Below are 14,470 nucleotides of genomic sequence, written 5' to 3'. Positions count from 1 at the left end.
TCGAGGTAAAATCTCCGCTCAAGGTGGGCTCGCTGATCCTCGCCGTTCTCGTTAAGCAATCGTAGGCACCGCGTCATTCGGAAGATGAGTCAACGTTTTCGACGAGTTGCGCATCGTATCAAGGTGCATTGGACTGTTGTTCGCGAGCATCACGTGATATAGGCCGGCTTGGCTGAGATTACCCGCATCCCGCCAACGCGCGGCAAGAGCCTGTGAACCTCTCACCATCGTCTGCTTCATCGTCTTTCCTGTTTCTCATTTCTTGATTCTTGCACTCATTGCGTCCTTGCGCCTTGGCGTCTTTGCGTTTCCTTCTTCGATTTGTCCCCTGCCGCTCCCATAGCGCAGAATAGCGTCACAGTGCGTTCTTCGCGTTCACGCCGCTACGACCTGGAGGGGGAGTTATCATGATGTCGCGTCTTCTTGCCATCGCAATTCTCATAACGCCGTATTTCGCCGCGCACGCCGACCTGGAGATGCGCGCCCAAAAAGAAACCGTAGGCGTTTCTGTGTCCGTCTACGACGGCGAGCAAACCGTATTCACGCCCTTTGATTCCGGGCTTCGCGTGGCACAGCCTACCGGCACAACTGACGTCCTGTTTCGCGACTTTACGGAAGAAAACGGCACGCTGACCTCGTCCGAGGGAACCGCCAACGGCCTGACCTTAACGCAGACTTTTCGCGTCTTGTCGCCGGTCCTCATCGAACGCACCGTTACCGTGACGACCACGGCCGACGAGCGGTACTACCTCGATCTCGGATGGAAATGCGCCGTGGATGGCGGGTTCTTTTCCTTCATGGGCCCCGAAACAAAGACCGCCACCTATACCCCCAGTTGCGCGGGTTCCGAATTCGGCGTCGATGCCAAGCAGACCTTCCCGTTCATGGGAGTCCTCGCGGGCGACCGTCTCTATGGCATCATCGGCGAAACAGCGGGCATGTGGGAAAACCGGCAGTTCATGACCTTCGACGTGGATAACCGGAGTCTTTCATTCTGTAACGGCGACGGTTCCGCGAAGCGCACAATCATGATCCCGCGAAATATTGACGCCACCTCCGTCTACCGCGCCGTATTCGATGGGTGGCAGCATATCGAGATCGGCGAAACGCAATCGTATAAGACGTGGCTCTTCACCTCGCCTGCAAAATCGCTTTACGATGTCCAACTTGCCGCGCACCTCGCCCTCGCGAATGCAAAGGGGTTCAACCATTCTTCGCTCGAGGCCATCCTGCGTAACACTTCGTACATGTTGTTGCGCCGCAACCTTCTTCGTCCAGAGAGCGACTACATCTTCATCTCCGGCACAGGTTACGGCTGGAAACAATGGGTCTCCGACGGTTTCTGGATGAGCCGCGGCCTTGACGACCCCAAGTACGACGCCGAAGCGCAGGCCGCCGTGTTCTTCGAACGCATCAATTACGAAGACAACGCGCAGTATTACCTGATCTGGGCCGCGCTGGTGAAGCGCACCGGCGCAAATCCCGATGAACGTACCGTGGGCCGCGCGTACCGCTTTATCCGCGAGCACGAGAAAGATGGCCTCTATATTCCCCCGCGGCTGCACGCCGACAAGCTGTGCTACAAAACCTACCACGATCAACTGCCCTACGAAGACGGCGACGCACCGTCATCGAACCAGGGTTTTCATTGCGGTGCGCTCATGGCCGCGAAGGAACTCGGATTTGATGTGACCGACGCCGAAATCGACAAGGCCATCGAAGGCTACAAACGCATGTTCAATGCGCAGGGCGGATATATGGCCACGAGCCTGATGCAGCAGGATCACGTCGGCCAGGATGCCCTCTACGGCGAAGTGCTCACGTATTGCGTCTTTGGACGCAAGCTCCTGCCCGACGACATGGTACGCACGCACCTTGAAACCTCCGTGCGCATCCAGTCGCCCTACGGCATGCGCGTCATCTCCAACGCCGACGGCAGCCTGCTCGAAGGACACGAAGGTGTCTACACCAACGGTGGTTCGTGGTTTCTAAACGATGGCGCGAACTACCTCGATGGGCTCATCCACGGCATGGACCCGGCCTGGATCGACGACAAGATTATGTGGCGGCTCGAAAAGGAACTCGCCTTCATGCCCGCCTTCCACGAATCCATCAGCACCGTGCATGGCAAACCCCACGGCCATCACCTCTACTCCTGGAATTCCGGGTTCTGGTGGCTCCGCAAAAACGTCCGCGAACGCCTTGGAATGTCCGGACCCGATCCGCTTGACGCGCGGCTCGACGCGGCGCTGGGCGTCAAGATTGTCGACGGCATGCTTGTCCTTGACCCCGATTCGGCGACGCTTCGGCCTGCGCCCTGATCTTCGTACAAACAACGGGTTCCGCTTCGTATCGCGGCCACTCCGGTTTCGGTTTCGTAGCCCTTACCGCGGGTCGCGAATCAACTTGTACGTCTCTATCGAATTCGCAGGCACATCCACCGAGAAACTGGAATTCTGTACGCGTATATCGCTTAGGTCGTTTTCCAAAAGATCGGTTGTGTGGACGGCATCAAGCGCTAGCGCCGTGGAAAGTTCCACGCGAAGACTCGTGTCCGCGCCAACCGTTTCGTAGCAACGCGCGACAAGATCGTCGCTGTCCTCCGCCTTCTTCAACACGCTCATCACCGCGTTTTCCGGAGTCACCGTCACAAACGCGCACACTGCGGGCAAATCACCCTTGTGCGCCGTTTCCCACACGGCAAGCAACGGCGTATTCAGCTCAAGCCCCCGTCGCACGATGCGCGCATCCTTCCAGTCACTCGCATGCGGAACCAGCGAGTACTTCACTTCATGCACGCCATCCTCGTCCGTGCTACGGACCGGCTCCGTCGGACTCCGCAGGATGCTCAGGCGAATCGTGTTCGCCGTGATGTCGTGCCCGTAACGGCTGTCGTTGAGAAGACTGACCCCGTAGGCGCCATCCGAAATATCCACCCAGTTCTGCGCCACTTGCTCCTCGCCTACGCTCGGCCGCCGTATCGTTCCATACGGAATCTCGTAGGTAGCCTCCGGACTCGACACGTTCAGCGGGAAGCTGACCTTCACCATCTTGTTCGTGCCTCGCCAATCCACCGCGAGTTCAAAATCGACTTTGCGTGCTGCAGCATAGAGCGTGACGCGCTGCGTAAACCGCGCCAACTCGAACTGTTTCTTGATCTCAAGCGTCGCACGCACTGGGCCGCGTTCAACGAGCTTAATCTGCGGCGATTTGTCCACGTCCCACGCCTGGCCTGTCCACACGTTGTGTTCCGCTTTACCGTCCGCAGACTTTAGAAATCCTTCCGAATCGCCAAAGTCTTCGAGGACCTGAATCAGGTTCCCCTTGCCATCTGCCTCCAGCACCTCGCGCTTCTGCTCTTTGTCGTGAATGCTCTGCACACACCCCGTCGCCGGGTCGATGCGCACGCGGAAGTACGGGTTCTCAAGTTCGTGCGTGTCGCACGTCAAACCCGTCTCCGCATGGCGCGTACCCGCAGCCGTCTCGATCCAATACACCTTGTACCCGAGCGACGGTACGCTGCGCGCCAGCATCACGCACGCCAGGGTCTTCCCGCCTGCGCGCGGCGTCTCGCGCACGATCTGCACCGGGTGGCGGTTCCCCTCCGTGTCCCGTGCCTCCAATGCTTCGGGGGCATCCTCGCACTCATAAGCGAACTCGACCGGGTCCGTTCGTTCCCACGCCAGCGGATTGAATACCACCAGCGGCGTTCCCTTGCCGCGCGTGTCGATGCGTGCGCCGATCGCCTTTAGACTCGCATCCAATTCGGACTGCGCCATCTTCTCTATGTCGCGATACCGTCCCAGCGCGTCTTCTACCGACGGCAGAATGTCCGTACCGGAAATCGTGTCGTGGAATTGGTTCAGCATGACCTTCTTCCACGCGTCATAGATCGCCGCCTGCGGATATTCGCGCACGCCCAACCGCGACGCAATCGCCGCAAACTTCTCTAGCGTCATCAACGTCGCCTCACTGCGCCGGTTCCCCTTCTTGATTTCACCGACGCTTGTGTATGCGCCCCGTATCGTCGGCACAAGTTCGTTCCTAACCACCGGGAGACTTGGCAGCTCGCGCAACACCGATTCCACAAACTGCGCCGGCGTGCTGAACGTCATCTGCGGCGGCATGCGGGCCTCATCTCTTGACGTTTCGCGTCGCGCCATGACTGCGTGCATCCGCTCGATGTCCGCGCGAATCGCGCCACCCCCGTGGTTTCCCTCGCCAATCAACGTGATGGCATCTTTCGCGCCGTATTTCCCTTTGATGTGCGATAACTTCGCCTCGATTTCCTGCTGCGGCGGCAACGAGTCTCCGCCTACATCGATGGGTTTGTACGCAAACACCCGGCTGCCGTCTGGCCCTTCCCACCAGAACATGTCATCGCCTTGGCCGCGCGGTCTGCTGAACATGTAGGAGTCCACGCCGCACTTCCTCAGAATCTGCGGCAACGTCCACGGATGGGTCCATGCATCTTGCACCCAGGCCGTCTTAACGTCGATGCCAAACTCGCGCAGGAAATAGCGCTTCCCATACACGAACTGCCGCACCAGCGATTCCCCGCACGGCACACATCCGTCGAACTCGCAATACGACGCGCTGCCAATCGCAATGCGGCCATCCGGCTTGCTCGCATTGGGATTCGGCAACCGCTCCCCAATGGCCTTCGTGCGATGAGTGTATAAGCGCAACTTGTAGAACAGTTGCGGGTAGGCGTCTTCCAGCGGCTCGATGACAGGCACCTGCAAATACGTGAACGTGTAATCGGGATACTTCTCCATGTTCCCGAACACCGTCTCCAGCGTATGCGTCGCGACGACGTGCAACGTCTCCGGGTCATACCGCCACCACCACGCCAAATCGATGTGCGCCTGCGGGATCACATGCAGGGTCATATCTCCAAGCGACACGTCGGACTCGGCGCTCGCCGCATACGACGTGAGTACTGCAACAATCGCAAAACCGAGAAGACAACGCCGCATACAGCACCCCCAAGTGAAGTAATAGGTTCGATTCAACCGTGTATTGCTCATCTACACTCGTCTGTGTTTTCCAGGTGACTGACGTTCGCGAATTGCCGCGCCATTCATCTCCCATATCTGAAATTTCAAATTTGAAATTTCAAATTCTTCTCCCTCTCATCCTACTCCAAATGCTTCATCGCTTCGCGCTTACTCAATGGCGACAGCCCCTTCTCGTGCCGCGCCACGAATCGCCGCACCCACGCCGGATCTGTTTTAGCGTACTCCCGCAAAACCCAGCCAATCGCCTTACGAATGAAAAACTCCTTCTCGTGCATTAGCGCCACTATCGTCTTCTCGAGCAGCGCCGTGTTCGTCTCCTTCTTGTGCTTTAGGTGCACCAACAATGCCGCGCGCCGCACCCAGAAATTGGGGTCCGTTATCCAATGCTCAACGGTTCTTTCGTGCGCCCGATTGCTGCGTACCAGTCCCCCCAGTAACGACGCGGCTATTCCATCGACCGTATCCCAATTCGATGCGCTGTGCAGCATCTCCTCATACAACGGAAATGACGCGTCCGTCCTGTACGCGCGACACGCCTCCGCCAAGTCGACAGCGAGGTACATTTCCTCCCGGCTTTTGCCATACCACAGGTCGCGCACGGCCGCTTCGTATGCCTCCTGACCTTCGATCGGGTGCTTCTTCAATGCGTCTCGCAACAGCCCGCGACGCACGGGCGTCTTGATGCCGTAGAAGAACTGCGACGTCTTCATATACGCCTGCATGCCCACCGCAATTTCGGGATCGGCATGCACACGAAGCGCTCTCCTCAGGACACCCGCGATTGCCGTTGACATACTCGGTTTACTCCTTCCGTGCGTTTGCAGTCTGAGTCTGCAAGTCTCTCCCCTTCCAGTCTAGTCGGGATCTAACTCGAACGCACACTGTTTGGGTAGTACCGTCTTCTCTTTTGCTGCAAGCATCACAAGCGCACCGATTACGAGATAGGTCCATGTGTGTTGGCGGGTAAACCGGACTACCTTCTCGGTACCCCCTTGACACCCGGCACGAAGTGTGGTTGAATACTGCTGAAAAAGATTTCAGATTTGTTCGGGAGGCGGTTATGTCAAAAGGATTGACGCGGCGCCAGTCGGAAATCCTCCAATTCATCGTGGAATGCATCCGTGAACGCGGAATGCCCCCCACGATTGCGGAGATTGGCGAGGCCTTTGGCATCGCATCGACCAACGGCGTGAACGATCACTTGGTCGCGCTGGAGCGCAAAGGCTACATCGAGCGCTCATCCAAGGCGCGGTCGATTCACGTGACGGAGAAGGCATCGGCGGGGCTATACGTCAGCGAGGTGGGTATCCTGCCGATGGTGGGGCGCATCGCCGCCGGTCTGCCGATCCTCGCGGAAGAAAATGTCGAAGGCGGTATTCCCGTCGCATCCTCCTTGGCGCGCCCAGGCGGGTTCTGTTTGCGCGTGCAGGGCGACAGTATGATCGAGGACGGTATTCTCGACGGCGACACGATTATTGTCGACCCGACGGCACGGCCACAGATTGGGGACGTTGTGGTTGCGCTCGTGAACGACGAGGCAACCGTGAAGCACTATCATCCGCACGGGGCGGTCGTGGAGCTTCGTCCCGCGAATTCCTCGATGTCTCCGATGCTCTATCCCGCGCAGTCTGTACAGATTCAGGGTGTGGTTGTCGCGTTGCAGCGCACAATTCGATAGGGACTGGCCGGACTTCGGCGGTACCTGCAGGGGGCTGACATGCGTGTTGCGCTACGTGTGCTTTTGACTGCCATCGCCGCTTTCGTATGCGCGGCCTTCGCGCAAGAGATCCCTTCGGGCCCGTTCCAGCCGAACTGGGACTCCCTTAAACAATACAAAACGCCAGAGTGGTATGCCGATGCCAAGTTCGGCATCTTCATCCATTGGGGCGTGTACTCCGTGCCGGCGTATGGCAATGAATGGTATCCGCGCGATATGTACAAGCAGGATACCGAGACCTTCCGGCATCACGTGGAAACGTATGGGAAGCAGTCCGAATTTGGATACAAAGACTTCATCCCGCTCTTCACAGCCGAGAAGTTCAACGCGGACGAGTGGGCATCCTTGTTCAAGCAAGCGGGCGCGCGCTACGTGGTGCCGGTCGCGGAGCATCATGATGGGTTTGCGATGTACAAGTCGGAACTCACGCACTGGAACGCCGTGGAATTGGGCCCCAAGCGGGATGTCATCGGCGAACTGGCCGCAGCCGTGCGTAAGCAGGACATGGTCTTTGGCGTGTCCTCCCATCGCGCCGAGCACTGGTGGTTCTTCAACGAGGGCATGAAATTCGACAGCGACGTGCGCGACAGCCGCCTCAGCGAATTCTATGGTCCCGCGCAGTCCGACAAGCTTCAACCTGACAAGGCGTTCCTGGACAACTGGTATGCGCGGTGCCGAGAACTCGTCGACGCGTACCACCCTCAGGTGATGTGGTTTGACTGGTGGATCGAGCAACCCGCGTTCGCGCCGTATCTGCAACGTTTCGCGGCGTATTACTACAACCGGGGCGCGGAATGGAACCAAGGCGTGGTCATCAACTACAAAAACAAGTCGTTTCCGCCCGAAGCGGCCGTGCTCGATATCGAGCGTGGAAAACTGGGGACGACCAGCGAGCGTGTCTGGCAGACAGACACCTCAATCGGCATACGGTCATGGGGATACGTTCGCAGCGAGATCTTTCGCTCGGTAGACTCGCTCGTGGATGACCTCGTCGACATCGCGAGCAAGAATGGCTGTCTGTTGCTGAATATCGGCCCCATGCCGGACGGCACGATTCCGGACGAGGCTAAGGAGCGTCTGCTCGGGATAGGCGAGTGGTTGCGCATGAATGGCGAGGCCATTTACGGCACGCGTCCTTGGGCCGTCTATGGCGAAGGTCCCACCAAAGTGAAATCGGGCTCGTTCACCGATACAAAGAGCGGGCGATTCACGGCGGAAGATATACGCTTCACGCGCAAGGGCGACGCGCTTTACGCGATAGTTCTGGCGCGTCCCGAATCGAAGTGCCTCATCCATTCTCTCGGGAAAGAGGCCGCGCCGGATCTCAAGATCAAAGGAGTCCGGTTGCTGGCAAACGATAAGCGGATTTCGGCCAAGCGCACGAAGGAAGGCTTGGTCTTACGCATCCCGAAGGAACTGCCCGGAGACTACGCCTTTGTCTTCAAGATCCTGTTGTGAGGTGCGTCACTCTTGCCCGTAGAACCACTCGATGGCGTCGGCGATGTCGGGGTAGCTGGCCACAACCGGATCGACGCGGAGTCCCGAGGCGAGTTCGACGTCTTCAATCGCGATAAGGTCGAGTGGATTTGCCATGGCAAGAATCAGCATCTCGTCCGACACGCGCACCGGAATGCATACATGGTGCCGCGCAAGACGCCCACTGATTAGTCGCACCGCGGCATCTTCCATCAGGTCCGTTTCGAGCCTCAGATAGGGCAGTTTGAGCTGGCACGCCAGCACTTGCGCCACCACGTCATCTTCGGTGAATCCCAGCTCGACGAGAATCGAGCCCAAACGCCGCTGCGGTTGTTCCTGCTGCATGCGCAGCGCGGTGACAAGCTGTTCGCCGCTCAAAATCCCGGAATCGACAAGTATTTCGCCCAGCCTTCGGCGGCGGCCGTCCGAATCGAAACCAGACAAATTCAACGAGTCGAGCATCGAACCCTGAGAACCGCTTACGGTCGGTGTATCTTCTGCTTCGTAGGTTTCCGCACCAGCAGGTTCGCCAGCGGGAGTTGCTGCGTCACCGCGTCCAGCGGTGGACTTGACCCTCAGCAGTTCCGCCCTCAACCGCGCAACGTCCTGCTCCAACTTCTCGATCTGGTGTACTTTCGGCACGGCATGCAACGACTCACGCACAAACTGAATATCGTGCGCAATTTGTTCGGTTCGCTCGCGCCCGGCTTCCGTCATGCGTTGGACTTCGTCCGTCCGCGACGCCACGTCGTCGAGGCGCGACAAAACGAGTCGCACTCCGCTCACTTCGGACCGCAGGGTATCGATATCTTGCCGCAACGCCTCACTGGCTGCGGCCGGCGTACCTAATCCGGATTCCTGCGCGACTTCCTCGACAACAATGGCCAGACGTTCGATGTTGTTCCGGAACCCCTCCAATGACTCGTCGATACCGGAATGGAATTGACGCATGGACTCTTCGATCTCTTCGCGAAGCGCGCTCAACTGCGATTCGGATGCGCCTGGAAGCGCAGACGTTTCCGTCCCTGCTTCATGCGCCTGCGCACGCAGTTCGGCCACGCTCATTTCCAGCCTCGCCTCCAAATCTTTGATGCGCGCCTCAACGTCTGGTTGTGGTGCAGGCATAGCCGAGGCCACGGATTCGATGCGCTCTTCCAAAGTCTTCACCCGCGGCGTAACATCCGGCGCCGGTGGAACGATGGAAGACGCGACGGTTTCAAGCCGGGATTCCAACGCGTTAAGCTTGGTCGCTGTATCCGGCGACAAACCGGCAACAGCCGCAGCGAGTGAATCAAGACGCGATTCCAGAGTCTGCAAGCGTGGCGAAGGCTCGACGGTTGGCTGGCCCGTCGCAGATGCTACCGAATCGAACCTGGATTCAAGCGTCTGAATCTTCTGCGAGAGATCCGGGGCTGTTTGCGCAACGATTGCAGCGAGCGTCTCCAAGCGAGACTCGAGGTTCTTGAGTTTGGAGGTGAATTCCGGCGCGGTCTGCGCAATCGCAGCGGCCAGCGCTTCCATCCGCGCTTCCACGCCCTGCAACTTGGGGGATAGGTCGGGAACGGGCACTGCCGCAGCTTCGGCCACCGACTCCAGCCGCGTTTCCAACGCCTGAATGCGCGGGGTCCAGTCGGGAGGAGCTTCGGGAATAGAAGAAGCCAATGTTTCGACGCGCCCCTCCAACGACTGAATCCTGGGGATCGGATCGGGCGCGGGCTTGGCAACCACCGCGGCAATGGATTCAACCTGTGCCGCGAGGACTTGGATCTTGGAGGTGAGGTCAGGTACAGGCTTCGGCACGCTCTCCGCGACAGACTGCAACCGCGCTTCCAGTTTCTGAAGTTCGGGAGACAAATCGGGTGCAGGTTGGGGTATCGAGTCCGAGATAGTCGCTAAACGCGCTTCCAACTCCTGCAACTTGGGAGTCAGGTCAGGTGCAGGCTTTGGGACCGAATCCGAGACAGACTTCAGACGCGCCTCCAATTCCTGCAATTGGGGAGATAGATCCGGTGCGGGTTTGGGTATTGACTCTGCAACCGTCTTCAAGCGGCTCGCCAACTCCTGCAGCTTTGGGGTCAAATCAGGCACCGGTTCTGGCATCGACTCCGCAACAGCCTTAATGCGCGCGTCCAACTCCTGGAACTTGGGAGTCAGGTCTGGCGCGGGCTTGGGTATGGATCCCGCGACAGTCTCCAAGCGTACTGCCAAATCCTGAAGCATGGGGGATAAGTCGGGGACCGGCTTGGGCATCGCCTCCGCAAGAGATTGGAGGCGCGTTTCCAATTCGTGTACACGCGGCGTCCATTCAGCGGGCAGATTCGCGACTGCCGCCGCAATGAGATTCAACCGCTCCTCAATCGCTTCGAATCTCGGACTCAAGTCCGGAGCCGGTGTGTTTACGATTTCCTCTACGTTTTGCAGCCGGTTCGCCAGTTCCTTCAAGTCCGTTTCCAGGTTCAACTGCGCCGGGGTGGGCAAGCCACCCGCCTCGCGACGCACCGTATCGATAGCGAGTTCGAGCTCATTGACGCGGGCAACGGAATGACGAGCCGCCTGATTCGTTTGCCGGAGCATCCCCTCCACCGTGGTGAAGCGCTCCATCGCGGCATCCAACGAGGCCGAAAGGGCTTCAAACGCCGCTCCGGCTTCCGGCGTTGCGGCCCGCTTCGTCGCAACATCCAAGCGCTCGGAAAGGCCGGAGTAAGCGCTGCTTACTTCCGAGCTCCAGTCTTTGACGGCGCTCTCCAGTTTGCGAAATATGTCTTCTGCACTGTTTCCCATACTCACCTTATGCTGCGCTCCCGAAGCGCGTACGAGTTGCGTTCTGACTCGCTCTTCGACGATTGTAGGAGGACATTCCCGGATGGTCAAGGCGCTTGTGAAGGAGGTCCTTTTGAAAACGAGAATTCTGCTGCTCCTCGCGGGGGCAACGGCCTCACTGTGGGCCGCACAAAGCCATGCACAATCCGCCGTCTTTCCGGGGGCGACTTGGGAAAAACGTACTCCCGAGGAAGCCGGTCTAGACACGGCAACACTCGATACGATACGTGATTTCTGCCAGGGCCGGGGGTGTGTCGTACGCCATGGCTGCATGGTGTACGCGTGGGGTGACGTCGCCCAGGCAGGAGACGTGGCTTCCGCGGCAAAGCCCTGGTTTGCCCACTTTCTTCTTCGCGCCGTTGAGTCCGGTAAGCTGAAGGATATGGATGTGCGCGCGTCCGAATTCACAACGGGGCTGCGAGATATTAACCCCGCGCTTGGACACAAGGACGCCTCCATCACATTTCGTCACCTGGTCACGCAGACCTCCTGCTATGGCGTGTCCGAGAAACCCGGCGACGCTTTCGACTACAACGACTGGCAAACGGCCCTGTTTTTCGACACCTTGTTCCTTAAGGTCTACGGCGCTACGTACGATACCGTCGACGAACAGGTACTGCATGCAGGATTAACGGACGCACTCCACTGCGAAGACGAACCCACGTTTCGCGTGTTCGGCGAAGACCGCGTCGGACGCCTCGGAGTATCGCCACGCGATTTCGCCCGCTTTGGTCATCTTTACCTTCACGAAGGCGATTGGAACGGCACACGATTACTGAGCCGCGAGCACGCCCGTATGGCCGTTACCAGCCCGCTCCCAGCAAGTCTGCCACGCACGTCTGGCGTGGCCGCGGACATGCTACCCGGCGCGCGCACGATCGGCTCGCAGAAGATTCCCGACAACCAAACCGATCACGGCGGCAGTTACTCGTTCATGTGGTGGGTGAATGGCGTTGATCGCGACGGCAAACGCAATTGGCCCGACGCACCAGAAGATGTCTTCGCGGCCCTCGGTCACGCCAACGGCATGCGCGGGATGGCGGTGTTTCCGTCTCAAGATATCGTGATGTCATGGAACGATACCGTGATTGACGGAATGCCGGAGGAATCGAATCCCCTGAACCGGATGTTCTCACTGCTCTCCAAGGCCGTGAAGGAAAAATAAAAGACCCGCCGGTGGCCGGCGGGCCTATTCAATGCAACTTCCCTCAGGCTAGAACGTGAAACCTACGGCAACACCGATGCTGTTCGCGCCGGCATTTTCGCTGGCCAACGATCCGTTGGAAATGTGCTGAATCTGAATCGTAGTATGCCAACCCGATTTCCATTGGTAGCCTACGCCCGCTTGCGGTAGGAAATTGATGTTGGACGAATTGTCTTCAATCTCGTTGGCGTGTCCCAGGATGGCAACGCCGCCTTCCACGAAGAACCCGGTGCGCTCCTCTTTGTGCTGGTAGATTCGACCGACTACGCCGACGCCACCGCCCCACACCGTCGGATCGCCATCATCCTGGTTGTAGATGAACAGCGGATAGGCGCGTAGCCCCAGGGTGCAACGGGCAAACACGGGCCACTCGTATTCCACGTTACCCGTGATCACGGAATCGCCATTGCGGTCGCGCTTACCCGAATCAAAACCGGATGCGCCACCCACTTCAATTCTCCAGCGGCCTTCGTCAAATCCGCCAAAAAGGCCGGACGAAACGCTCTCGTCGGCTTGGGCCGCCGGTAAGACGCCAAATACGGATACTACCGCGAGCGCTACTACCAGGGATGCGTATGCTGCGGGCCTTTTCATGGTCTTCCTCCCTCGATGAATCATCAAATAGGACTTGGCTCATCGCCAATGTGTCGCAATAATAGGATCTGTATGCAGACCTGTCAAGAATAGAGCCAGTGATTGAACGCCGTACTTTGACTATCAACGTTGAGGCAGGCGCTTCGTTTCCGTGACATGTTTGCGCACGGCCTCGCCGGGGAATGAAAACGTGTTTGGCCAGAACATGCGGCCAGGGTAAATGGAGGTGTTGATCCCGGTGTGCACGTGGTCCGCGAAGATACACCCCAGCTTCTTGCGGCCGGTGTCGACAGTCTCGCCCTTCACGACGGTCGGGATGGTTCCGCCGTCATGACGCACGTTTGCCGTGATTGTGCCTGCTCCGAGGTTGGTATGCTCCCCGATAACGCTATCGCCGACATAACTCAGGTGCGGAGCCGCCGCGTAATCCATCAGGATAGAGTTCTTTATTTCGACCGAATGCCCAACGCGGCAGTGGTCACCTATGGTGCTTCCAGGGCGGATCCAGCAGTTGGGGCCAATCGTGGCGTTTGCGCCGATGTAGACCGGGCCGTCAATGACAACGCCGCTTCGAATGACCGAACCCGGTCCAACGTAAACCGGGCCGGTGAGATGCGCAGCCGGACTCACTTCGCCTTCGATTCCCGGAGTGAGGAGGTGTTCAAGGAAATACGCGTTCGCATCAAGCAAATGCCACGGATACCCAATGGGCAGCCAGTAGCCTTCCATATCCACGACTCTGAAGCGGCCTTGGTGCGCCAAAGTTTGGACAGCCGAAGTGATCTCGATTTCGCCACGCTCGGATCTTGGCGTCGATTTCAGTATGTCGAACACATCGCGCCCAAACTTGTAAGCGCCAACGTTTGCCAGTGTGGAGAAGATTTCCGTGGGCTTCTCGACGATCCGCACGGCACACCCTTCCGCATCGACTTCATAGATGCCGTACAACCGCGGGTCGGGAACGTTCATCGCCAGCGCGCCTTGGCCGGTCTGAGCAAGACGGGCAAGATCTTTGGGATCGTATAGGTCGTCACCGTTCATGGCGAGGAACGGACCGCGTATGACTTCCGCGCATTGCAGAATGGCGTGGCCCGTACCCAATTGCTCCGTCTGCTCGACATACCGGATGGGGAGACCCTCGAAGGAATTCCCAAACCGTTCGACAATCATTTCCTTGAGGTAAGAGACAATTAAAACGACCTCATCCGCGATTCCCCGCAGCGCGCGGAGTTGGTGTTCCAGGATGGTCCGATTCGCAATCTTCAGCAACGCCTTTGGGCGCGTGAGAGTCAAAGGATAGGTGCGCGTGGACTTGCCCGCCGCCATGATCACTGCCTGCATGGTGCTTTCTCCCGATCAGTACATTGCTGCCCCTGGCCCGGACGCGTCTGTGCGCATGGAGCAACGCATTGGACAGACGCGGCATGGTAGCCGACGAGCCCGCCTCCGGGCAATTGGCGGCGGTGAGCGCCTCACTCATGCCTGTTTCTCATGAATTGCGTATCACATTTGCCGCATTCTGCGATATAGTATTTGTAGGGGGTGATTGACAGAGGGGGCGAAGGGCTTTGCCTGCGTTGCCCTCGCAAATTACCATGACCATGCCCAGAACCGGTCTGTCGGCTCCATTGGGATTAG

Annotated in this window: 10 protein-coding genes; 4 read left to right on the top strand and 6 right to left on the bottom strand. The window is 58.5% G+C overall.

The annotated features are described in order from the left end of the window. Nucleotides 1-51 precede the first annotated feature (51 nt). Nucleotides 52-240: a hypothetical protein gene (locus tag K1Y02_09670; GenBank protein ID MBX7256617.1), complete on the bottom strand. Its 189-nt coding sequence runs from the start codon at nt 238-240 to the stop codon at nt 52-54. Nucleotides 241-407: 167 nt separating this feature from the next. On the opposite strand from K1Y02_09670, the gene K1Y02_09665 reads away from it, so the two are divergent. After that, nucleotides 408-2,321 (top strand): hypothetical protein, encoded by a 1,914-nt coding sequence (locus K1Y02_09665; protein MBX7256616.1) that lies wholly within the window; start codon nt 408-410, stop codon nt 2,319-2,321. Between the two features lie 63 nt (nt 2,322-2,384). Here the strand turns inward: K1Y02_09665 and K1Y02_09660 are convergent, their stop codons facing one another. Together K1Y02_09660 and K1Y02_09655 are read right to left on the bottom strand one after the other, a co-directional pair. Further along, a complete protein-coding gene (locus tag K1Y02_09660; protein ID MBX7256615.1) occupies nt 2,385-4,979 on the bottom strand; it encodes a hypothetical protein in 2,595 nt (864 codons plus the stop codon). Nucleotides 4,980-5,140: 161 nt separating this feature from the next. Beyond that, on the bottom strand, nt 5,141-5,815 hold the full coding sequence (locus tag K1Y02_09655; protein ID MBX7256614.1) for a DNA alkylation repair protein: 675 nt from the start codon (nt 5,813-5,815) through the stop codon (nt 5,141-5,143). Between the two features lie 266 nt (nt 5,816-6,081). Here K1Y02_09655 and lexA point away from each other — a divergent pair, with 266 nt between their 5' ends. Both lexA and K1Y02_09645 read left to right on the top strand, forming a co-directional pair. Then, nucleotides 6,082-6,699: a transcriptional repressor LexA gene (gene lexA / locus K1Y02_09650; GenBank protein MBX7256613.1), complete on the top strand. Its 618-nt coding sequence runs from the start codon at nt 6,082-6,084 to the stop codon at nt 6,697-6,699. Nucleotides 6,700-6,738: 39 nt separating this feature from the next. Then, nucleotides 6,739-8,196: an alpha-L-fucosidase gene (locus K1Y02_09645; GenBank protein ID MBX7256612.1), complete on the top strand. Its 1,458-nt coding sequence runs from the start codon at nt 6,739-6,741 to the stop codon at nt 8,194-8,196. 6 nt (nt 8,197-8,202) lie between these two features. Here the strand turns inward: K1Y02_09645 and K1Y02_09640 are convergent, their stop codons facing one another. Next, the gene (locus tag K1Y02_09640) at nt 8,203-10,995 is read right to left on the bottom strand and encodes a hypothetical protein (GenBank protein ID MBX7256611.1); all 2,793 of its coding nucleotides are present in this window, start codon (nt 10,993-10,995) and stop codon (nt 8,203-8,205) included. A 112-nt stretch (nt 10,996-11,107) separates the two neighbouring features. On the opposite strand from K1Y02_09640, the gene K1Y02_09635 reads away from it, so the two are divergent. After that, the gene (locus tag K1Y02_09635; protein ID MBX7256610.1) at nt 11,108-12,199 is read left to right on the top strand and encodes a beta-lactamase family protein; all 1,092 of its coding nucleotides are present in this window, start codon (nt 11,108-11,110) and stop codon (nt 12,197-12,199) included. Between the two features lie 48 nt (nt 12,200-12,247). On the opposite strand, the gene K1Y02_09630 is transcribed toward K1Y02_09635, so the two are convergent. After that, the gene (locus tag K1Y02_09630) at nt 12,248-12,832 is read right to left on the bottom strand and encodes an acyloxyacyl hydrolase (GenBank protein MBX7256609.1); all 585 of its coding nucleotides are present in this window, start codon (nt 12,830-12,832) and stop codon (nt 12,248-12,250) included. Nucleotides 12,833-12,955: 123 nt separating this feature from the next. Beyond that, a complete protein-coding gene (locus tag K1Y02_09625; protein ID MBX7256608.1) occupies nt 12,956-14,173 on the bottom strand; it encodes an NTP transferase domain-containing protein in 1,218 nt (405 codons plus the stop codon). Nucleotides 14,174-14,470: the final 297 nt, after the last annotated feature.

This window comes from Candidatus Hydrogenedentota bacterium (genome assembly GCA_019695095.1).
Taxonomy (GTDB): Bacteria; Hydrogenedentota; Hydrogenedentia; order Hydrogenedentales; family SLHB01; genus JAIBAQ01.
This window is presented reverse-complemented; position numbering and strand designations above follow the sequence as displayed.

Excerpts from the sequence above, each read along its gene's own strand:
- K1Y02_09655 (MBX7256614.1), bottom strand. The coding sequence starts at position 5,815 with ATGTCAACGGCAATCGCGGGTGTCCTGAGGAGAGCGCTTCGTGTGCAT.
- K1Y02_09630 (MBX7256609.1), bottom strand. The coding sequence starts at position 12,832 with ATGAAAAGGCCCGCAGCATACGCATCCCTGGTAGTAGCGCTCGCGGTA.
- K1Y02_09640 (MBX7256611.1), bottom strand. The coding sequence starts at position 10,995 with ATGGGAAACAGTGCAGAAGACATATTTCGCAAACTGGAGAGCGCCGTC.
- K1Y02_09625 (MBX7256608.1), bottom strand. The coding sequence starts at position 14,173 with ATGCAGGCAGTGATCATGGCGGCGGGCAAGTCCACGCGCACCTATCCT.
- K1Y02_09665 (MBX7256616.1), top strand. The coding sequence starts at position 408 with ATGATGTCGCGTCTTCTTGCCATCGCAATTCTCATAACGCCGTATTTC.
- K1Y02_09660 (MBX7256615.1), bottom strand. The coding sequence starts at position 4,979 with ATGCGGCGTTGTCTTCTCGGTTTTGCGATTGTTGCAGTACTCACGTCG.
- lexA (MBX7256613.1), top strand. The coding sequence starts at position 6,082 with ATGTCAAAAGGATTGACGCGGCGCCAGTCGGAAATCCTCCAATTCATC.
- K1Y02_09645 (MBX7256612.1), top strand. The coding sequence starts at position 6,739 with ATGCGTGTTGCGCTACGTGTGCTTTTGACTGCCATCGCCGCTTTCGTA.
- K1Y02_09670 (MBX7256617.1), bottom strand. The coding sequence starts at position 240 with ATGAAGCAGACGATGGTGAGAGGTTCACAGGCTCTTGCCGCGCGTTGG.